This is a genomic window from Streptomyces sp. NPDC021622 (assembly GCF_040640795.1).
In the GTDB taxonomy this organism is placed as follows: domain Bacteria; phylum Actinomycetota; class Actinomycetes; order Streptomycetales; family Streptomycetaceae; genus Streptomyces.
Map to the genome: position 1 here is coordinate 209,818 of NZ_JBFACK010000008.1, position 20,904 is coordinate 230,721.

At 71.2% G+C, this 20,904-nt stretch carries 16 protein-coding genes and 1 pseudogene; 14 read left to right on the plus strand and 3 right to left on the minus strand.

Translation table 11 applies throughout. The features are described from left to right. Positions 1–341: 341 nt before the first annotated feature. The 5 genes from AB0G47_RS18265 (at position 342) to AB0G47_RS18285 (ending at position 8,270) form a co-directional block, all read left to right on the plus strand. On the plus strand, positions 342–1,130 hold the full coding sequence (locus tag AB0G47_RS18265; protein ID WP_360770504.1) for an ABC transporter ATP-binding protein: 789 nt from the start codon (positions 342–344) through the stop codon (positions 1,128–1,130). Then, a complete protein-coding gene (locus AB0G47_RS18270) occupies positions 1,127–3,712 on the plus strand; it encodes an FtsX-like permease family protein (protein ID WP_360770507.1) in 2,586 nt (861 codons plus the stop codon). Before AB0G47_RS18265 ends, AB0G47_RS18270 begins: the two co-directional genes overlap by 4 nt. A gap of 256 nt (positions 3,713–3,968) precedes the next feature. Next, complete coding sequence (gene mfd / locus AB0G47_RS18275) at positions 3,969–7,499, plus strand: transcription-repair coupling factor (protein WP_360770510.1); 3,531 nt, start codon at positions 3,969–3,971, stop codon at positions 7,497–7,499. Positions 7,500–7,566: 67 nt separating this feature from the next. Further along, complete coding sequence (locus AB0G47_RS18280; RefSeq protein ID WP_360770512.1) at positions 7,567–7,866, plus strand: ribbon-helix-helix domain-containing protein; 300 nt, start codon at positions 7,567–7,569, stop codon at positions 7,864–7,866. Further along, positions 7,863–8,270, plus strand: coding sequence for a hypothetical protein (locus tag AB0G47_RS18285; RefSeq protein WP_360770515.1), 408 nt, complete (start codon positions 7,863–7,865; stop codon positions 8,268–8,270). The genes AB0G47_RS18280 and AB0G47_RS18285 overlap by 4 nt, the downstream gene beginning before the upstream one ends. A gap of 26 nt (positions 8,271–8,296) precedes the next feature. On the opposite strand, the pseudogene AB0G47_RS18290 reads toward AB0G47_RS18285, so the two are convergent. Further along, positions 8,297–8,653, minus strand: a pseudogene (locus AB0G47_RS18290) (SDR family oxidoreductase); the annotation flags it as partial. Positions 8,654–8,706: 53 nt separating this feature from the next. Continuing rightward, on the minus strand, positions 8,707–9,135 hold the full coding sequence (locus AB0G47_RS18295) for a nuclear transport factor 2 family protein (RefSeq protein WP_360770518.1): 429 nt from the start codon (positions 9,133–9,135) through the stop codon (positions 8,707–8,709). Positions 9,136–9,366: 231 nt separating this feature from the next. On the opposite strand from AB0G47_RS18295, the gene AB0G47_RS18300 reads away from it, so the two are divergent. The 3 genes from AB0G47_RS18300 (at position 9,367) to AB0G47_RS18310 (ending at position 11,688) form a co-directional block, all read left to right on the plus strand. Continuing rightward, entirely contained in the window at positions 9,367–10,056 is a 690-nt protein-coding gene (locus tag AB0G47_RS18300) for an MOSC domain-containing protein (RefSeq protein WP_360770522.1), read from the plus strand. Between the two features lie 41 nt (positions 10,057–10,097). Beyond that, on the plus strand, positions 10,098–10,784 hold the full coding sequence (locus AB0G47_RS18305; RefSeq protein ID WP_360770860.1) for an HNH endonuclease family protein: 687 nt from the start codon (positions 10,098–10,100) through the stop codon (positions 10,782–10,784). 160 nt (positions 10,785–10,944) lie between these two features. After that, positions 10,945–11,688: an N-acetyltransferase gene (locus AB0G47_RS18310; protein ID WP_360770525.1), complete on the plus strand. Its 744-nt coding sequence runs from the start codon at positions 10,945–10,947 to the stop codon at positions 11,686–11,688. Positions 11,689–11,691: 3 nt separating this feature from the next. On the opposite strand, the gene AB0G47_RS18315 is transcribed toward AB0G47_RS18310, so the two are convergent. Then, positions 11,692–12,468 carry a hypothetical protein gene (locus AB0G47_RS18315; protein ID WP_360770528.1) on the minus strand — a complete coding sequence of 259 codons (777 nt, stop codon included), beginning with the start codon at positions 12,466–12,468 and terminating at the stop codon, positions 11,692–11,694. Between the two features lie 194 nt (positions 12,469–12,662). On the opposite strand from AB0G47_RS18315, the gene AB0G47_RS18320 reads away from it, so the two are divergent. From AB0G47_RS18320 to AB0G47_RS18345, 6 genes are all read left to right on the plus strand, one after another. Beyond that, positions 12,663–14,732 carry an N-6 DNA methylase gene (locus AB0G47_RS18320; protein WP_360770531.1) on the plus strand — a complete coding sequence of 690 codons (2,070 nt, stop codon included), beginning with the start codon at positions 12,663–12,665 and terminating at the stop codon, positions 14,730–14,732. Positions 14,733–14,915: 183 nt separating this feature from the next. After that, positions 14,916–15,488 (plus strand): hypothetical protein, encoded by a 573-nt coding sequence (locus AB0G47_RS18325; RefSeq protein WP_360770534.1) that lies wholly within the window; start codon positions 14,916–14,918, stop codon positions 15,486–15,488. 2 nt (positions 15,489–15,490) lie between these two features. Continuing rightward, entirely contained in the window at positions 15,491–17,050 is a 1,560-nt protein-coding gene (locus tag AB0G47_RS18330) for a serine/threonine-protein kinase (RefSeq protein ID WP_360770536.1), read from the plus strand. Between the two features lie 140 nt (positions 17,051–17,190). Beyond that, a complete protein-coding gene (locus tag AB0G47_RS18335; protein WP_360770539.1) occupies positions 17,191–17,856 on the plus strand; it encodes a SurA N-terminal domain-containing protein in 666 nt (221 codons plus the stop codon). Between the two features lie 58 nt (positions 17,857–17,914). Next, complete coding sequence (locus tag AB0G47_RS18340; protein WP_360770541.1) at positions 17,915–18,895, plus strand: nucleoside triphosphate pyrophosphohydrolase; 981 nt, start codon at positions 17,915–17,917, stop codon at positions 18,893–18,895. A 45-nt stretch (positions 18,896–18,940) separates the two neighbouring features. Then, complete coding sequence (locus AB0G47_RS18345; protein ID WP_360770544.1) at positions 18,941–20,848, plus strand: hypothetical protein; 1,908 nt, start codon at positions 18,941–18,943, stop codon at positions 20,846–20,848. The last annotated feature ends 56 nt before the right edge of the window (positions 20,849–20,904 follow it).

The following is a 20,904-nucleotide window of genomic DNA, read 5'->3' on the forward strand; positions in this document are numbered from 1 at the left end:
GCAGGTGGGGCGGTGTCCGGTCGGTACGAGGGTGGAGTGATCCCCGAGGTCGGCTCCACCGGCGGGTGGAGATCCCCTAGGGGAACCTCCGTACTGCGGACCGGGGGTCGTTCGTACCGCTGGAGGACGAGAAGGCCAGGACCCGTCCTTAGATTGGCTTTATGCCGACGGGGGCGGACCAATCGCCCTCGGGGGCGGAAGAACCACAGCTCCGGGGGTGGGGTTTTCCCCAGTAAAAGACTGCGCCGGGCACCAGCGCGCAAGACCCCCTTGGCCGACCAGACTCTTTATGCGTAGCGAACACGCCTGACCTACCGCGTAACCGACTTAGGAGACTTACCGTGACATCGGCTGTAACCATTCCCAGGCACGGGGGCACTGGAGGGCGTACGGCCGTGGCGGCACGGGCGCGCCAGGTCGTGAAGGCGTACGGATCCGGGGAGACCCGGGTCGTGGCGCTCGACCACATCGACGTGGACATCGCCCGCGGGCAGTTCACCGCGATCATGGGCCCCTCCGGCTCCGGAAAGTCGACCCTGATGCACTGCCTCGCGGGCCTCGACACCGTGTCCTCCGGGCAGATCTACCTCGACGAGACCGAGATCACCGGCCTGAAGGACAAGAAGCTCACGCAGCTGCGCCGGGACCGGATCGGCTTCATCTTCCAGGCGTTCAACCTGCTTCCGACGCTCAACGCCATCGAGAACATCACGCTCCCGATGGACATAGCGGGCCGCAAGCCCGACCGCGGCTGGCTCGACCAGGTCGTCGAGACGGTGGGCCTCGCGGGACGCCTCAAGCACCGCCCGACCGAGCTCTCCGGCGGCCAGCAGCAGCGTGTCGCCGTGGCCCGCGCGCTCGCCTCCCGGCCCGAGATCATCTTCGGCGACGAGCCGACCGGAAACCTCGACTCCCGTGCCGGGGCAGAGGTGTTGGGCTTCCTGCGCCGCTCGGTGACCGAGCTCGGCCAGACCATCGTGATGGTCACGCACGACCCGGTGGCCGCCTCGTACGCGGACCGGGTGCTCTATCTCGCCGACGGACGGATCGTCGACGAGATGTACGCGCCGACCGCCGAGACCGTCCTCGACCGCATGAAGGACTTCGACGCGCGGGGGCGTACGTCATGACCGTCCTCAAGACCTCGATGCGCAACTTCTTCGCGCACAAGGGCCGCATGGCGCTCTCCGCGGTGGCCGTGGTCCTTTCGGTGGCGTTCGTCTGCGGCACGCTCGTCTTCTCCGACACGATGAACACGACGTTCGACAAGCTCTTCGCCGCGACGTCCGCCGACGTCACCGTCACCTCCAAGTCCGCGACGGACCCCGGTGACCGGCCCGACACGGGCAAGCCCGAGTCGATGCCCGCATCGGTCGTCGGCCAGGCGAAGAAGGCGGACGGCGTGAAGTCCGCCGAGGGCGCGGTCAGCAGCGAGAGCGTGACCGTCGTCAACTCCGAGAAGGAGAACGTCGGTCCCACCAACGGCGGCCCGACCATCGCGGGCAACTGGACGCGCAACGACCTGCGTTCGATGGACATCACCTCCGGGCACGCCCCGCGCGGCCCCACCGACGTGATGATCGACGCCGACACCGCCGACAAGCACGACCTGAAGATCGGCGACGAACTGCGCACGATCGCCGTCTCCGGCGACCACACCGCCAGGATCTCCGGCATAGCCACCTTCAAGGTGACCAACCCCGGTGCCGCGATCGTCTACTTCGACACCGCCACCGCGCAGCGCGAACTGCTCGGCACCACCGGCCGGTTCACGCACGTCAACGTCTCCGCCGAGGCCGGCGTCAGCGACGCGGCACTCAAGCGGAACGTCACCGACACGATGGGCGCGGACGCCTCCGCGTACAAGGTCAAGACGCAGAAGGAGAGCGCGGACGACAACCGCGAGAGCGTCAGCGGCTTCCTGAACGTGATGAAGTACGCGATGCTCGGCTTCGCCGGGATCGCCTTCCTCGTCGGCATCTTCCTCATCATCAACACCTTCTCGATGCTGGTCGCCCAGCGCACCCGCGAGATCGGCCTGATGCGCGCCATCGGATCGAGCCGCAAGCAGGTCAACCGCTCCGTGCTCGTCGAGGCGCTGCTGCTCGGCGTCTTCGGCTCGGTCCTCGGCGTCGGCGCGGGCGTCGGGCTCGCCGTCGGCCTGATGCAGCTGATGTCCGGCATGGGCATGGAGCTGTCGACGCAGGACCTCACGGTCAAGTGGACAACTCCCGTGGTGGGAATGGTCCTTGGCATCGTCGTCACGGTCCTTGCCGCCTACCTTCCGGCCCGGCGAGCGGCCAAGGTCTCCCCGATGGCCGCGCTGCGCGACGCCGGAACCCCGGCCGACGGCAGGGCGAGCGCGCTGCGTGCGGTCATCGGCCTCGTCCTCACCGGCGCCGGCGGCTACGGCCTCTACACCGCGTCCCAGGCGGACAAGGCGAGCGACGGCTCGCTCTTCCTCGGCGGCGGCGTCGTCCTCACCCTCATCGGCTTCGTCGTCATCGGCCCGGTCCTCGCCAACGGCGTGGTCCGCGTCATCAGCGCCGTACTCCTGCGGATGTTCGGCCCCATCGGGCGGATGGCCGAGCGCAACGCGCTGCGCAACCCGCGCCGCACCGGCGCCACCGGCGCGGCCCTGATGATCGGCCTCGCGCTTGTCGCCTGCCTCTCCGTGGTCGGCTCCTCGATGGTCGCCTCCGCCACGGACGAGCTCGACAAGTCGGTCGGCGCGGACTTCATCATCCAGTCCGACAACGACCAGGCGATCACCCCGAAGGCCGCGAAGTCCCTGGAGAAGGCCGACCACGTCGCCCACATCACCCGGTACAAGGACATCAAGGCCGACCTGACGCCCCCGAACGGCAAGGTCGCCAAGGAAGTCGGCCTGAGCGCCGCCGACGCGACGTACGCGCAGGATGTGCGCAGCGAGACGGTCGCGGGCAAGCTCGCCGACGCCTACAAGCCGGACTCCATGTCGGTCGGCGAGGACTTCGCCAAGGACCACGGCATCACCGTCGGCGACAAGGTGAAGCTCGCCTTCGACCACGGCCGGACGGGCGAGATCACGGTCCGGGCCATCACCTCGAGCGACGCCACGATCGACTCGGGCGCGATGTACGTGAACATCTCGACCGCCGAGCAATACGTGCCCGCCGACCGGATGCCGCCGAACGAGATCATGTTCGCCAAGGCGGACAAGGGGCAGCAGGACGCGGCGTACAAGTCGCTGAAGGCGTCCATGTCCGACTACCCGCAGTACAAGGTCATGGACCAGACCGACTTCAAGCAGACGCTGAAGGACCAGGTCGGCCAGATGCTGAACATGGTCTACGGCCTGCTCGCCCTCGCGATCATCGTCGCCGTCCTGGGTGTCGTGAACACGCTGGCCCTCTCGGTCGTCGAGCGGACCAGGGAGATCGGCCTGATGCGGGCGATCGGCCTCTCGCGCCGCCAGCTGCGCCGCATGATCCGCATGGAGTCGGTGGTCATCGCCCTCTTCGGCGCGCTGCTCGGCCTGGGCCTTGGCATGGGCTGGGGCGCCACGGCGCAGCAGCTGCTCGCCCTGGAGGGCCTGAAGGTCCTGGAGATCCCCTGGCCGACGATCATCACGGTCTTCATCGGCTCGGCGTTCGTGGGCCTGTTCGCGGCGCTGGTCCCGGCCTTCAGGGCGGGCCGGATGAACGTCCTGAACGCCATCGCGACCGAATAGCTCCCGCTACGGGGGTGCGGGGAATCGGCCCCCGGCGGGTGCTTGCGCGCCTGCCGGGGGCCGCCTGGTTGTTTCAGCCGTCCGGCGTTTGAGGACCGGGGTCTGGGGCGGAGCCCCAGGGGGCACCTGAGGGCGACAGCCAGCATCTGTCACCGGGGAGTCGTACGCTGGAGGCCCCCCGGCCCGTGCGACGTGCCGGGCGGTTCGCGTTGCCCTCCCGCGCGCCCCCGAACCTGGACGGAAAGCGAAAGCCCACATGAGCCTGCACGGTCTGCTCGACGCTGTCGTCAAGGACGCGGCCCTCGCCGAAGCGGTCAAGGCCGGCAAGGACGGCAACCGCATGGCCATCGATATGGTCGGGCCGCCTGCTGCCCGTCCGTTCGTTGTGGCTGCCCTTGCCCGTGAGACGGCGCGCACCGTGCTCGCCGTGACGGCGACCGGCCGCGAGGCCGAGGACCTGGCGGCCGCCCTGCGCACGATCATCCCGCCGGACGGAGTCGTCGAGTACCCCTCCTGGGAGACGCTCCCGCACGAGCGCCTCTCGCCCCGCTCCGACACCGTCGGCCGCCGCCTCGCGGTCCTGCGCCGCCTCGCGCACCCCCGGGCGGACGACCCCGAGACCGGGCCCGTCTCCGTCATCGTCGCCCCCGTGCGCTCTGTCCTCCAGCCGCAGGTCAAGGGCCTGGGAGACCTGGAGCCCGTCGCCCTGCGCCAGGGGCAGACCACCGACCTGAACGAGACCGTCGAGGCGCTCGCCGCAGCCGCGTACTCCCGTGTCGAGCTGGTCGAGAAGCGCGGCGAGTTCGCCGTGCGCGGCGGCATCCTCGACGTCTTCCCGCCGACCGAGGAGCACCCGCTCCGCGTCGAATTCTGGGGTGACGACGTCGAGGAGATCCGCTACTTCAAGGTCGCCGACCAGCGCTCCCTCGAAGTCGCCGAGCACGGTCTGTGGGCGCCGCCCTGCCGTGAGCTGCTGCTCACCGACGACGTACGGGAGCGGGCCGCCGCTCTCGCGGAGGCCCACCCCGAGCTCGGCGAACTGCTCGGCAAGATCGCCGAGGGCATCGCCGTCGAGGGCATGGAGTCACTCGCGCCGGTCCTGGTCGACGACATGGAGCTGCTGCTCGACGTCCTGCCGAAGGACTCCATGGCCGTGGTCTGCGATCCGGAGCGGGTGCGGACCCGGGCCGCCGACCTGGTGGCGACCTCCCAGGAGTTCCTCCAGGCCAGCTGGGCCGCGACCGCCGGCGGCGGCGAGGCCCCCATCGACGTGGGCGCCGCCTCGCTGTGGGGCATCGCGGATGTCCGCGACCACGCGAGCGACCTCGGCATGATGTGGTGGTCGGTCTCCCCCTTCGCGGCAGATGAGGACCTTGACGAGGACACCCTCAAGCTCGGCATGCACGCCACCGAGACCTACCGGGGCGACACCGCGAAGGCGCTCGCCGACACCAAGGGCTGGCTCGCCGACGGCTGGCGCACCATCTATGTGACCGAGGGCCACGGCCCCGCCGCCCGCACCGTCGAGGTCCTCGGCGGCGAGGGCATCGCGGCCCGCCTTGACGCGGACCTCAGCGAGCTCACGCCGTCCGTCGTGCACGTGTCCTGCGGCTCCATCGACTTCGGTTTCATCGACCCCGCGCTCAAGCTCGCCGTCCTCACCGAGACCGACCTCTCGGGGCAGAAGGCGGCCGGCAAGGACGGCCAGCGGATGCCGGCCCGCCGCCGCAAGACGATCGACCCGCTGACCCTGGAGTCCGGCGACTACATCGTCCACGAGCAGCACGGCGTCGGCCGCTACATCGAGATGGTGCAGCGCACCGTCCAGGGCGCCACCCGCGAGTACCTGGTCGTCGAGTACGCCCCCGCCAAGCGCGGCCAGCCCGGCGACCGGCTCTACATCCCCACCGACCAGCTGGAGCAGATCACCAAGTACGTGGGCGGCGAGGCCCCCACGCTGCACCGCCTGGGCGGCGCCGACTGGACGAAGACGAAGGCTCGCGCGAAGAAGGCGGTCAAGGAGATCGCCGCGGATCTGATCAAGCTGTACAGCGCCCGCATGGCGGCCCCCGGCCACTCCTTCGCCCCCGACACCCCCTGGCAGCGCGAGCTGGAGGACGCCTTCCCGTACGTGGAGACGCCCGACCAGCTCACCACCATCGCCGAGGTCAAGGAGGACATGGAGAAGACGGTCCCGATGGACCGCCTGATCTGCGGCGACGTCGGCTACGGCAAGACGGAGATCGCGGTCCGCGCGGCCTTCAAGGCGGTGCAGGACGGCAAGCAGGTGGCGGTTCTGGTCCCCACGACCCTCCTCGTCCAGCAGCATTTCGGTACGTTCTCCGAGCGCTACTCCCAATTCCCGGTGAAGACACGGGCGTTGAGCCGCTTCCAGACGGACACGGAGTCGAAGGCGACCCTGGAGGGCCTGCGGGAGGGCTCGGTCGACATCGTCATCGGCACCCACCGCCTCTTCTCCTCCGAGACCAAGTTCAAGGACCTGGGCCTGGTCATCGTCGACGAGGAGCAGCGCTTCGGCGTCGAGCACAAGGAGCAGCTGAAGAAGCTGCGGGCCAACGTGGACGTCCTGACGATGTCGGCGACCCCGATTCCCCGTACGTTGGAAATGGCCGTGACCGGCATCCGCGAGATGTCGACCATCACCACCCCGCCGGAGGAGCGCCACCCGGTGCTCACCTTCGTCGGCCCGTACGAGGAGAAGCAGATCGGCGCGGCGATCCGCCGTGAACTGCTGCGCGAGGGCCAGGTCTTCTACATCCACAACCGCGTCGAGTCGATCGACAGGGCAGCGGCCCGCCTGCGCGACATCGTGCCGGAGGCCCGTATCGCCACCGCCCACGGCCAGATGTCCGAACAGGCCCTGGAACAGGTCGTGGTGGACTTCTGGGAGAAGAAGTTCGACGTGCTCGTCTCGACGACGATCGTCGAGTCCGGCATCGACATCTCCAACGCCAACACGCTGATCGTCGAGCGCGGCGACAACTTCGGCCTCTCCCAGCTCCACCAGCTGCGCGGCCGGGTGGGCCGTGGCCGCGAGCGCGGCTACGCCTACTTCCTCTACCCGCCGGAGAAGCCCCTCACCGAGACCGCCCACGAGCGCCTCGCCACGATCGCCCAGCACACGGAGATGGGCGCGGGCATGTACGTGGCGATGAAGGACCTGGAGATCCGGGGAGCCGGAAACCTCCTGGGCGGCGAACAGTCGGGACACATCGCGGGCGTCGGCTTCGACCTCTACGTACGCATGGTCGGCGAGGCCGTGGCCGACTACCGCGCGTCGCTGGAGGGCGGGGTCGAGGAGGAGCCGCCGCTGGAGGTCAAGATCGAGCTGCCGGTCGACGCGCACGTCCCGCACGACTACGCACCCGGCGAGCGGCTTCGCCTTGCGGCCTACCGCTCGATCGCCTCCGCGAGCAGCGAGCAGGACGTCAAGGCGGTGCGCGAGGAACTCACCGACCGCTACGGCAAGTTGCCCGAGCCGGTGGAGAATCTCCTCCTGGTGGCGGGCCTGCGCATGCTGGCCCGCGCGTGCGGGGTCGGCGAGATCGTGCTGCAGGGCAACAACATCCGGTTCGCGCCGGTGGAACTGCGCGAGTCCCAGGAGCTGCGTCTGAAGCGGCTCTACCCCGGCACGGTCATCAAGGAGAACACCCACCAGATCCTCGTCCCGCGCCCGAAGACGGCGAAGGTCGGCGGGAAGCCGTTGATCGGGCGTGAACTCCTTGGCTGGGTGGGGGAGTTCCTTACCTCGATCCTGGGGTCGTAGCGGGGGCGGGAGGGGCGCGGCTAGGAACCGGGTGGCAGATGTTCATACGCGGTGTTACCTTCGGGGTGTGACGAAGACCCGCGTGACGTTCACCATCGACCCCGAAGACGCCGAGCGGCTGCGCCAGGCTGCCAAGCAGGCCGGGATGACGGTGTCTGCGTACATCGAGTCGAGAGTGCTCGCCTCGGTCGAGCAGGACGAGGCCATAGCGTCGGTGTTCCGCGACGCGGACGCGGCGACCAACGCGGCGTATGCGGCGGCGGACGCGGCCATCTGGCCTGAGCCGGAGCCGCTGACCAGCGAGCGCAAGGCCGAGCTGGATGTGGTGCTCGAGCGGTTCCTCGGCAAGGTGCGGCGCAGCACATGACGGCGCATGTCGTCTACGACAGTGGTGCGCTGATCGCCGTGGAGCGAGGCAGCGCGGACTTGCGGTATCTGCACACGGCTTGGCGGGCCGCCGGGGTCACGCCGGTGGTGCCCGGACCTGTGCTGACGCAGGTGTGGCGGGGCGGGGCGCGCCAGTACCGACTGGCCGAGTTCCTCAAGCAGTGCCGGGTCCTGGCGAGCTATGCCGAGGATGACTACCGGCGCGCGGGGTGGATGCTCGGCCGGGCGGTTCTGCCGCCGAAGAAGAAGCCCGACGCAGTCGATGCGCTGGTGGTCCTCACAGCAGTCCTGCACCACACGGACACGGTCGTGACCTCCGATCCCGAGGACCTCACGGCCTACGCGGCAACGCTCGGCTGGAAGCTTGATCCGGTCCGGGTCTGAGGAACGGCCATGGTCACGCCGGGCCGGGCGACGAGGTTGGTGGCGAGCCGGAGGTCGATGACCTCGCGGGTGTAGGTGCCCAGGCTCGCGGTGCGGACGACTCCGGCGTTGTTGACCAGGACGTCCAGGCGTCCGTGGGTCTCGAGGACGGTACGGACGATGTGCTCGGGTCCGCCTTCGGCGGTGATGTCGGCGACGAGCGGCGTGATGAGACCGCCTCCCTCGGCCGCCGTCTCGTGGAGTGGCTCGGCCCGCCGCCCCACGACGACGACCCGCGCTCCCTCGGCGGCGAAGGCGAGCGCGGTGGCGCGTCCGATGCCGGTACCGCCCCCGGTGACGAGCACGGTTCGGGTGATGTGGTCCTGCGGTTCTTGGTGGCTCATGACGGTGATGGTCGGACCCTGCCGCTAGGGGCAAGGTCAAGTGCGGCGGGCGGTCAGGGGGTGCAGGCCTCGGCGATCGACAGGCTGTTCTCGTAGAGGTGGTGGCGGGTGATGCGCCCGTCCTCGACGGTGAGGCGCAGGGCGAACGGCCCCTCGAAGGACTTGCCCGTGCTGCGTACGGTGCCCCAGAGCCTGCCGAAGATGACGGCGTCGGTGCCCTCGACGATCAGCGCGTCCATGGTGGCGCCGCCCTTCTCCGGGATCACGTGTTCGGCCATCTCGTCGGCCTGCGCGGCGCACTGGGCGCCGGTGGTCCGCGGCCGGATCCACGGCACGGCCGGGTTCTCGGCGAGCAGCCAGTCGACCTCGTCGGCGAAGAGGGCGGTGAGACCCTCGGTGTCGCCCGCGAGCCGGTGGCCGAGGAAGGCCTGGACGGCGGCGCGGGTGGCGTCGGCGGTGGTCTCGGCGTTCTCGGCGGTCATGTCGAACTCCTCGCGGTCGGCGGTTCGTTGCGGTGTGCTGACGATGGTGCCGGGAGAGCCGGACGGGCGCGATTACGTCCGAGGTAATGCGGCGCCAGGGGCGGCGCGGACGCCGGGAATCGGCGGCGTGTAAGTGGCCACAGGTGCCCCCGCCCCTTGCCCGCGCGCGTTACCGTTGCCGTGATGGAGCGTGACGGAGGCCGAGATTCGGCTCAGGGGAGGGGAAGCGGCATGGTGCACGGCGCCGTTGTGGGGCTCGTCTGTTTTCCGGTGAAATCGATGCTGGGTCAGGCGCACGAGCGACTCGTCTTCGACGAGCGCGGTGTGGTCGGGGACCGGCTGTGGGCCCTGCGCTACGAGGACGGGAAGCTGGGGAGCGGCAAGAACAGCCGGCGGTTCCGGCGCACGCCGGGGCTCCTGGAGCATGTCGCCGCGTACGACGACGAGGGTCCCGTCGTCACCACGCCGGACGGAGAAACGTTGCGGCCCGGTGATCCACGGACCGCGGAACTCTTCGGCGCCGGCGTGGAGTTGGCGCGCGAGAGCGACGTCAGTCATCAGGACGCGGCCGCCGTCTCGATCGTCGGCACCGCGTCGCTGCGCGCGCTCGGCGAGCTGCTCGGCGACGCCGACCCCGTCGACGTACGCAGACTGCGCAAGAACATCGTGGTCGAGACCGACGAGCCGTGGGTGGAGGAGGAGTGGGTCGGCCGGGAGATCGACTTCGGCGGTGAGCTGCGGCTGCGGGTCACCGAGCGCATCGAGCGCTGCGTGATGACCACCCAGGCCCAGCGCGGCCTGCCCGCCGACAACCGCGTCCTGAAGACCCTCACCGCCACGCGCGGCATGTGCATCGGCGTGTACGCGGACGTCGTGACCCCCGGCACCCTCGCACTCGGCGCCACGGTGGCCGCCCGGTGAGCCCACGCACCACCCGTACCACCCGGATCCAGGCCACCGCGCTGCTCGCGCTCCTCGTCGTCACCGGCTGCACCCCCGATGAGAAGGGCGAAGGCGGATCGTCGGGCCCCGACGCCAGGGCCGGCTCGGCGCTTGCCGCCGTCGACTCGCTCACCGTCAAGGGCCGTGCGCCCAGGACGGGTTACGAACGGGAGCGGTTCGGCAGCGCCTGGGCCGACACGGACTCCAACGGCTGCGGCACCCGGGACGACATACTCAAGCGCGACCTGGAGGACGTGAAGTTCCGGGACGGCGGTGACTGCGACGTGGCCTCGGGGACGCTCGCGCCCGACCCGTACACCGGCAAGGACGTCAGCTTCGTACGCGGCCGGAGCAAGGTCGACATCGACCATCTCGTCGCCCTCTCGGACGCCTGGCAGAAGGGCGCGGGCGGCTGGGAGCCGAGCAAGCGCATCGCCTTCGCCAACGATCCGCTCAACCTCCTCGCCGTCGACGCGGGCCCCAACCGGGGCAAGGGCGACGGCGACACGGCCACCTGGCTGCCGCCCGACAAGGGCTACCGGTGCGCGTACGTGGCCCGGCAGGTCGCGGTGAAGAAGAAGTACGGGGTGTGGGTGACGGGCGCCGAGCGCGACGCGATGAAGCGGGTCCTCTCGGACTGCCCCGAGGAGAAGCTGCCGTCCGGCGGCAATCCGACGACGGCACCGGGGCGCTTCCACGCGCGCTGAGGAGGCGCCGCGAGCGTTGCCGGAGGCGCCCTGAAGGGGCGCGGGGCTGTGACATGTGCGGCTCCGCCGCGTGGGCGCGACCAGCCACGACGAACCTGCAGGCGCCGCGCCGGAATAAACCCACTTAACAGACCGGCCGATGCCCGCTAGGTTCCACCGCATGGACCTGAAGATCACGACCCTGGCCGAGCGCCCCGAACTCGCGGCGCCCCTCTGGCAGATGGAGGACACCTGGCCGGAGTTCATCGGGAACGACCCGATCGCCTGGTCGATGATCGGGCGGATCGTCAAGGACCTTCCCGAGTACGTCCTGGTCGCCACGGACGAGGGCGGCGCGGTCGTGGCCAAGGCGTTCAGCGTGCCGTTCGCGCTGCGTGCCGACGGCCGCGGCGAGCTGCCGGACGGCGGCTGGGACCAGGTCATGCTGTGGGCGTTCTCCGACCTGCGGCATGGCAGGAAGCCCGACACGGTGAGCGCGATCGAGATCACCGTGGCCAAGGAGTACCTCGGTCACGGCGTCTCGGGGCGGATGCTCGCCGCGATGCGCGAGAACGCCCGCTCGCGTGGCTTCTCCGAGGTCGTCGCCCCGGTCCGCCCGAACGCCAAGCACCTCGAACCGGCCGCGCAGATCGACACGTACGCGCAGCGCAAGCGGGACGACGGGCTGCCCGCCGACCCGTGGCTGCGGGTGCACGTCCGCGCCGGCGGCACCATCGAGAAGGTGGCGCACGCGTCGATGACGGTGTCCGGGTCGACCGCCCAGTGGCGGGCGTGGACGGGGCTGCCGTTCGACACGGCAGGCACGGTCCAGGTGCCGGGCGCCCTTGTGCCGGTGCACTGCGAGCCCGAGCGCGGGTACGCGGTGTACGTCGAGCCCAACGTGTGGGTGCGGCACGTGCTGTGAGGCTCAGCCCGCCAGCTCGTCCAGGTCGAGGACGTCGCCGGTGGGCGGCGTCGTCTTCACGGGCTTGTCGTAGTCGCTGAAGGTCAGGGACTCGGGCTTCCCGCCGGTCGTCTGGTCGACCTTCAGCAGATACGGCTTGCCCTCCGTGGCGACGTAGAGCGTGTACTTCTCCTTGCCGTCGTTCTCGGTGAGTTTGATCGCCGGGGTGCCGTCGACCGTGGTCGTGCCGCCCCTGCGCGCCGCGGAGTTGACGTCCCGGAAGTCGGCGAGCAGGACGTCCAGGTCACAGAACCCGGCGATGTCCTTCGCGTCGGAGCTTGTCGCCTTCGTCTTCACCCAGCGGTCCGCGAGCATGTCCACGGCTGCCTGGGTGTCGGCGGCGGGCTCACCCTTGCCCTGTGCGCGCAGGAACTTCTCGTCGTACTTCATGTAGACGGTGTCGCCCGGGATGATCAGCTCGATCGAGCCCTCGTCGGTCGTGCCGATCGTGCCCGCGCACTTGCCACCGGTGTCGAGGGCCATGTCCAGCGAGCCAAGGCCGGTCTCCTCGTCCGTGACCTTGCCCGCGATGCGGAGCGACTTGGCGTCGGAGGTCGTCTCGACGGCCTTCTCGGCGATCTCGGCGCCGGACATCCCGGCGAAGGGACCCTTGGGCTCGGCCTTCTCGGTCTTGTCCCCGGCCTTGTCCCCGGCGTTGCCGGATTCGGTGCCGCAGGCCGTCAGGCCGACGGTCGTCGCCGCTGCGGCCAGGCAGACGGCGACAAAAGTGGTGCGATGCATGGTCCCCCCACAGGAGCTCGTCAAAGTGCTGACGCCATCTCAGCAGAGCCTGTGAACCGAGTCAACATGAGATTGAGTGGATGGTGGGTTAACGCCGTGAAGCGGGCGGTTCTGCATGCACGGGTATGCTCGGCGCCACAGCGCCGCGACGCGACCACGCGCGGTGGGGCAGGGGACTGAGGGGAGCCGGTTCGGTGCGGGACAACGCGACAGAGGTGACCGCCGCCGGGATCGCCCGGCTCGCCGGGGTCGGCCGCGCCGCCGTCAGCAACTGGCGCCGCAGGCACGCCGACTTCCCCAAGCCCGTCGGCGGCACCGAGACCAGCCCCTCCTTCGCGCTCACCGCGGTCGAGGAGTGGCTGCGCACCCAGGGCAAACTCGGCGAGGTCCCGCTCCGGGAGAAGGTCTGGCAGCAGCTCGCGGGACACCCGGCGGGCCCGGTCGCCGCCCTGCTGCACGCGGGATGCGCCCTGCTTCTCGTACGCGATCGTCATCCCGGCTGGCTCAAGGTCAGCGCGGTGTCGGACGAGCGGATGGCGGAGCTGCTCCCGGGGGAGCTGGAAGGAGTCGTCGCCCCGCGCTTCGGGGGCGGGCCTGGAGCCGTGCGCATCCCGCGGGCCGCCGAACTGCTGCCCTCCGTCCCGCTGTTGAGGGGCGCCGCGGAACTCGCCGCCGAGCTGGGCGCACGGCAGGCGTACGAGTTCCTGCTCGGCCGGCACATCGACGCCAACCCCCGCCAGTACACGCTCACTCCGGCAGGCCCCGCCGAGCTGATGGCCGCACTCGCCGAGCTCGCCGCGAACACAGCCCCCGCGCGGACCGTCCTCGACCCGGCCTGTGGCACCGGAGCCCTGCTGCGCGCCGTCCCGCCCCGCCCCGAACAGCGCCTGTACGGGCAGGACGCCGCCCCCGAACTCGCCGCCCTCACCGCGCTCAGGCTCGCCCTGCACTCCGACGCCACCGTGCGCGGCGCCGCCGCCGACACCCTGCGCGCGGACGCCTTCGCCGACGAGCGGGCCGACGCCGTGCTGTGCCACCCGCCGTTCAACGAACGCAACTGGGGGCACGACGAACTGGCCTACGACCCCCGATGGGAGTACGGCTTCCCGGCCCGCACGGAGTCCGAACTCGCCTGGGTCCAGCACGCGTTGGCCCGCGTCAAGGACGGCGGCACCGCCGTCCTCCTGATGCCGCCGGCCGCCGCGTCCCGCCGATCGGGGCGCAGGGTGCGTGCCGATCTCCTGCGCCGCGGGGCCCTGCGCGCCGTGATCGCGCTGCCCGCGGGCGCCGCGCCCCCGTACAACATTCCGCTGCACATCTGGGTCCTGAGCCGCCCCGTGCCGAACACACCGGCCTCGCCCGAGCTGCTCCTGGTCGAGACGGCGGGGCTCGCCGCCGCCGACGGCAGGGACCGGCAGGCCTGGCGCCCCGTGCAGGACGCCGTCCTCGACGTCTGGCGCCACTTCGAGAGGCACGGCACCCTCGACGAACGGCCCGGCATCGCCCGCGCCGTGCCGGTGCTCGAACTCCTCGACGACGAGGTCGACCTGGCCCCCGCCCGGCGCCTGCCGCCACCGGCGGCGGGCGGCGGCGCCGAGCAGCTGACGGCGGTGCGCGAACGGCTCGGCGACGCGGTGCGGCGGACCGCCGACCTGCTGCCGCCGCAGGCCGAGCCCGCCGATGCCGTCCGGTGGCCGCTCATCACGGTCGGTGAACTCGCCCGCGGGGGAGCCCTGTTGCTGCGTACCGGGACCGGCTCGGGCGCACCCGGCGTCCCGGTGCTCACCGAGCACGACGTGCTCGCCGGAACGGCACCCTCCGGAGCGGCGGACCAGCTGGAGGACCAGACGGGCGTCGGCGGCGACTCCGTGGTGACCGAGACCGGCGATGTCGTCATCCCGGTGTCCGGCGGCGGCACCGCAGCCCGCGTCGTCGACGAGGCGACGGCGGGCGCCGTGCTCGGCCGCGGCCTCACCCTCCTGCGGCCCGACCCGGCCGCCATCGACCCCTGGTTCCTCGCCGGATTCCTGCGCGGCACCGCCAACAACCGCCAGGCCAGCAGCTACGCCTCCACCGCCGCCCGGCTCGACGTCCGCCGCCTCCAGGTGCCCCGCCTGCCGCTCGACGGACAGCACGGCTACGGAGAGCGGTTCCGCGCGCTCGCCGCCTTCGAGGACAGCCTGCGTCTCGCGGGCCGCCTGGGCGAGCAGTTGGTGCGGGGGCTGCACGACGGGCTGACGGACGGGACGCTTCCGCCGGAGTGAGGCGACCAGGTTCCGGACCGGGCCGCGATCAGGACGTGACCAGTACGGCAACGGTTCGGTACAACCCGGGACCGGTTCTCCTTGTCGGCCTATACGCTCGAATCTGCATCCGTTCGTATTTCGACTTCCGGCCGTGCGTTCGCCCGTGGGCACGTACGGCTGCATCAGGCACCAGGAGCAGCCATGCACGGCCACGGCTACGCGCCGCAGCAACCGCCGCCGCCCTCCGGCGGCACCCATGTGACGCTGCGCGTGCTGTTCGTGGTCCTCGCCGTCGTGACGTGCGGCCTGGCGGCGTGGGGCGCGCTGCTGCGGCTCGCGATCGTGACCCGCAAGTCCTACGACTGGGTCCTGTTCGGGATCGTGGCCGCGCTCGACGTGACGGCGGTCGTGCTGATCGGCGTCGACCCGGGCGCCGACGAGTTCCAGGGCCCGGGCAACGCGGGCATGGTGATCCTCCTGAGCACGCTGGTGGCGGCCGTCGCCTACTACCTGTTCGCGGACATACGCCACTTCAGCCCGTACCGCCGACCGCAGTTCACGGGCTACGTACCGCAGCAGCCGCAGACCGCCTACGGCTATCCGCAGCAGCAGGGTCCCGCCCCCGTCCACCTCCAGCCCACGCAGCTGCACCAGCCGCCGGCCCAGCAGACACCGCCGCCGCCCACGCGTCCCGCACCGGCCCGCATCCACCAAGTACAGGCCGAGCTCGACGAGCTCAGTGACTACCTGCGCAAGCAGGAAGGCGGCAGCTGACCGTGACACTGGGGATCGGGGGCCGCGTCGTAGCCGGACGCTACGAACTCTCCACGCTCATCGGCCAGGGCGGCATGGGCCAGGTCTGGACGGCGTACGACCAACGCCTCGACCGCCGCGTCGCGGTCAAGCTCCTGCGCCCCGACCGGGTCGCGGGCGCCGAGGCCGAGGAGCTGCGCCGCCGCTTCGTGCGCGAGTGCCGCGTCACCGCACAGGTCGACCACCCGGGCCTTGTCACCGTCCATGACGCGGGCACCGAGGGCGAGGACCTCTACCTCGTCATGCAGTACGTCGACGGGGCCGACCTCGGCGACCACCTCGCCGAACACGACCCCTACCCGTGGCAGTGGGCCGTCGCGATCGCCGCGCAGCTGTGCGCCGTGCTCTCCGCGGTGCACGCCGTGCCGATCGTGCACCGCGACCTGAAGCCGCGGAACGTGATGGTCAAGCAGGACGGCACGGTCTCCATCCTCGACCTGGGCATCGCCTCGGTGATGGACACCGACACCACCCGCCTCACCCACACCGGCTCCCCCATCGGCAGCCCCGCGTACATGGCCCCCGAGCAGGCGATGGGCGGCGCGGTGGGCCCGTACACCGACCTTTACGCCCTGGGCGTCCTCCTCCACGAACTCCTCAGCGGCGACGTCCCGTTCTCCGGCTCCACCGCGCTCGGCGTGCTCCACCGCCACCTCTACGAACCGCCGCTCCCGGTCCGCCGGCTGCGCGCCGAGGTCCCCGAGGCCCTGGAGAACCTGGTCCTGCGACTCCTCGCCAAGGATCCCCAGCACCGCCACGGCAGCGCCCAGGAGGTCTACGAGGAACTGGCCCCGCTGCTCCCCGCGCGCTCCATCCCCACCGGCGGCCCGCTCGACCCCACCCGCCCCTTCCTGCGCCCGCAGGCCCCGTGGCCCGACCGCGCGGCGACACCGGCGTCGGCCCCCGCCATCCAGCCGGACCGGCCCGACCAGCGCCAGGGCCACGGCAGTCCCGGCAGCCAGACGGACGTCGTGCACGCGGTCGACGAGGTCAAGCGGCTGCTCGGCGAGGGCCGCATCACGCAGGCGGTCGACATCCTCGGCTCGATCCTGCCCGCGGCCGCCGCCAAGCACGGCGAGCACTCCCCGGTGGTCCGCTCCCTGCGCAAGCAGTACGCGGCGACGCTGATGGACGACGGCCAGTACCGCCGCGCCCTGCCCGAACTGCGCCGCCTCGCCGACGAACGCGCCGCCGAGTCGGGCCAGGCCGACCCGCACTCCCTCCAGTTCCGCTACGAGGCGGCGCAGTGCCTTGAGCAGCTCGGCGAACCGGCGGCTGCCCTCGCCGAGTACCGCGCGCTCCTCCCGTACTACGAGAACCGCTACGCCTCCGACGACCGCGAACGCCCCCTGGAGATCCGCCGCCGCATCGGCCACCTGCTGCTCGCCCTCGGCGACCGCCCCGCCGCGCACGACACCCTGGCGCGGCTGCTCCTGGACGCCGAGCGGATGCACGGGGTCGGTCATCCGTTCCCGGCGGAGATCCGGCGTACGTTGCAGTGGCTCGGACAAGTGCGCGGGTAGTGACGGGCTGACGGGCGTGGGTGCCCGAACTCTTGCGGAATCGTTGGTCGAATAGGTGGCCGATAGACCGGCCACTGCCTAACATCGATCACCGCAAGACTTTGTGCACCGTCGCACAATCTCTCGACCGGGAGGCTCACTTGCACCGCCGCCGTCGCACCGCGCTCGCCCTCTCCGTAGCCGCCATCGCCGCGGCCCCGCTCCTGACCGCCTGCGGCAGCGAAGCCCACCCCGGTGCCGCGGCCGTCGTGGGCGACGACCGCATCACGGTGGCGCAGCTGGAGGGCCGGGTGAACGAGGTGCGCGACGCGCAGCGCGCCGCCGTCCCGGACGACCAGCAGTACGAGCAGGCCATCGCCAAGTCCGGCGGCCTCACCCGCAGCACGCTGCACACGATGGTCCTGGACAAGGTCCTGCACCAGGCGGCGACCGACGCGGGCGTGGACGTGTCCCGCCGCGAGATCCAGACGATGAGAGCCGGCCTCGAACAGCAGGCGGGCGGCAAGAAGGCCCTCGAACAGGGCTGGCTGCAGCAGTACAGCGTCGCCCCGTCCCGCCTGGAGGACAGCCTCCGTACGGAGATCGAGGCGCAGAAGCTGGCGAAGACCCTGGGCGCGGACATGAACTCCCCCGAGGGCCAGGCGGCCTTCTGGAAGGCACTGTCCGCCGCCTCCAAGAAGCTGGACATCGACCTGAACCCGCGGTACGGCACGTGGGACGTCGAGAAGTCCAAGCGCGCCGACACCAAGACGCCGTGGGTGCGCGATGTGTCCGGGGACGGGGCGGCGGGGCCCGAGCAGGTGTGAGCGGAGCCCGTCAAGGCGTGAGGAGGGGGCTGTCAGTGGCGTGGGTTACGTTCGACGGGTGAACGAAACCACGCCCCCGGCCGACGCCCCCGGCCGCGTCATCCTCCTCACCACCAGCCACCGGGTGGCCCCCGGCCTGCTCTCCTGGCCCGCCTGGCAGGCCCTGCACGGGGCGGACGCGGTCCTGTGCGCCGACGCGACGCATCCGCAGCTGCCGTATCTGCGCGAGGCGGGCGTGCGCGTGGAGCAGGCGTCGCCCACGGCCCAGGAACTGGTGGACGCCTGCGCCGGCGGCCGCACGGTCCTGGTCATCGCCACGGCCGAGGGCGACCGCCCCCTGACGGACGGCCTGGCCCGCCTCGCGGGATCGGGCCGGATCACGATGCCCGACCTGGAGCTGCTCCCGGCGTCGTACGACCTGCCGGGCGCGCGGCTCCTGGACCTGGTGCAGGTCATGGACCAGATCCGGGGCGAATGCCCCTGGTCGTCCCAGCAGACGCACCAGGGCCTGGCGAAGTACGCGATCGAGGAGGCGTACGAGCTGGTGGAGGCGATCGAGGAGGGTGACAGGGACGAGCTCCTGGAGGAGCTCGGGGACGTCCTGCTCCAGGTGGTCTTCCACGCCCGTATCGCCGAGGAGGACCCGGAGTCCCCCTTCTCCGTGGACGACGTGGCGGGCGGCATCGTCGAGAAACTGATCCACCGCCACCCGCATGTCTTCGGCGACGACTCGGCGGACACCCCCGAGGACGTCAAGGCGCACTGGCTGCGCACGAAGGCGGAGGAGAAGCAGCGCTCATCGGTGACGGAGGGCATCCCGCTGGGCCAGCCGGGGTTGGCGCTGGCCGCCAAGCTGGCCTCGCGGGTGCGGACCGCGGGGCTTGAGGTGGCGGTGCCTCCTGGGGAGGGCGTCGGCTATGAGCTGCTTGCCCTGGCCCTGCGGGCCGAGGCGGACGGGGTTGATCCGGAGGCGGCGCTGCGGGTTGCCGCGCGGGCTTACCGGGATGCGGTTCGGGCCGCTGAGAGGGCGGGGGCTTAGTACCTTTGCTTCAGGGCGAGTTGTAGCGGCGGGGGGCTTGGCTGTATGGACGCGGAGTTGGCGGCGCTGGCGTCTGCTGGGAGTACGGCGCTCGTGCAGGCGATGGCGACGGACGCGTGGGCCGCCATGCGGGACCGCATCGTGCGCCTGTACGGGAGGGCCCGCGAGGAGGAGGCGGACCAGCTCGACGAGACCCGGGCGGAGCTGCTCGCCGGCGACCCGGAGGAGAGGATCGAAGCGGAGGACGAGGCGCACGCGCAGCTGACCCGTCTCCTGCGCGAGAACCCGAAGGCAGCGGCTGAACTCCGCAGCATCGTGGCCGAGTTCGCCCCGCTCGCGGACGGCAGCCCGCAGGTGTGCAACACCGTGTCGGGCGGCGTCACGGACGGCGTGGTTCTCCAGTCGGGCCGTATCGACTCGCTCACCGTCAACGCCGCCCCCGGCACCGCCCAGGACCACATCGACTTCCGCGACGGCACCTTCAACGGCCCCGCCATCGGCGTCCAGCACAACCACTACGGAGCAGTGTCGCCGACGGCCCAGTCGGCAGCCGCCGACTGGCCCCGTATCACCCGGCTCCGCCGCCTGGCCATGGGCGTTCACCCCACGCGGCGGCTCGCCGGCGAGCCGACCGTGCCGCCGTACGTCACCAGGGACTGCGACGCCGAACTCAGCGGTCTGGTGCGGAGCGCCCTGCTCAACGGCGGCCTCGTCGTCGTCACGGGCCAGCCGCTCTCCGGCAAGACCAGGACGGCCTGGGCGGCACTCCGCAGGGCCGTGCGCGACGACGCCAGGGTTCACGTCGCCCCACGGGGCACCGACCTGCGGGACCTGCCGGCCCAGCTCCGGGGCCGCGACCGCGAAGGCACGTACGTCGTCTGGCTCGACGACCTGGCGGACCACCTCGGTGAACACGGCCTCACCGCGGGCCTGCTGGCGCAGCTCGTCCACGAGCGGATCCTCGTCGTCGCCACGATGAACGACGGTGACTACGACACCCACCGGTTCGGCGGCGGCCCCACGTCCCGGGTCCTCGGCGGCGCGGGCACCGTCCAGTTGAGCCACGACTGGAGCGAGACGGAACTGACGCGACTCGCGCTGTTCGACGACCCCCGCCTGGCGGACGCCCGTGAGTGGCGCGGCGAAAGCGGCATCACCCAGTTCCTCGTGCTGGGCCCGGAGCTGTGGGACAAATGGCGCAGGGCCCGGCAGGGCAACCCCCTCGGGCACCTCGTGGTGCGCGCGGCCGTCGACCTCGCCCGGTGCGGGATCACGGCTGACATCCCGCAGGTCCTGCTACGGGGAACGTGTGCGAAGTACGGCGAACTGGACCTCACGGACGAGGACTTCGATTGGGCCCTGGCCTGGGCGGCCGAACCTCGGAACGGGGTTACCGGACTTCTCGTGCGCGGTGAGCAGCCGGACACCTGGCGGGCGTACGGCTCACTCGTCGCGGACGCCGTCCGGTGGCCCGAGACGGAGCCGGTGCCGGACATGGTGTGGGGTGAGGCGGTGGCCGGAGCACGCACTCACGGGCTCGACACCGACACTGTCGTCGCGTCGTTCCGCGCCGTCATGCTTCCGCGCGCCGACGGCCGGGACCTGACTGCCATGTACGGGCTCGGCGCCCTCGCGCACCGGGAGGGCGACGTGGTCGAGGCGGAGAGCTGGCACCGTAAGGCGGCCGACCTCGGCGACCTCCGTTCCTGCAACGCCCTGGGCCAGATCCTCGCCAACCGCGGCGCCAAGGCGGAGGCGATCCACTACCTGGAGATCGCCGCGGAGGCGGGCATGGAGGACGCATACGTCACGCTGGGCAAGCTGCACCGGGACCGCGCCCGGCACTGGCTGACCAAGGGCGCCGAGGCGGGGCACATGGAGGCGGTGACGTACCTGAACACGCTGCGGGCGGGGACGGACGTGCTGGAGGAGGAGACGGGGCAGACGGAGTAGACGGAGGGCGGGGCGTTAGTACCGTTGCGGTAGGGCTGTCGTCGACGCATAGGGGC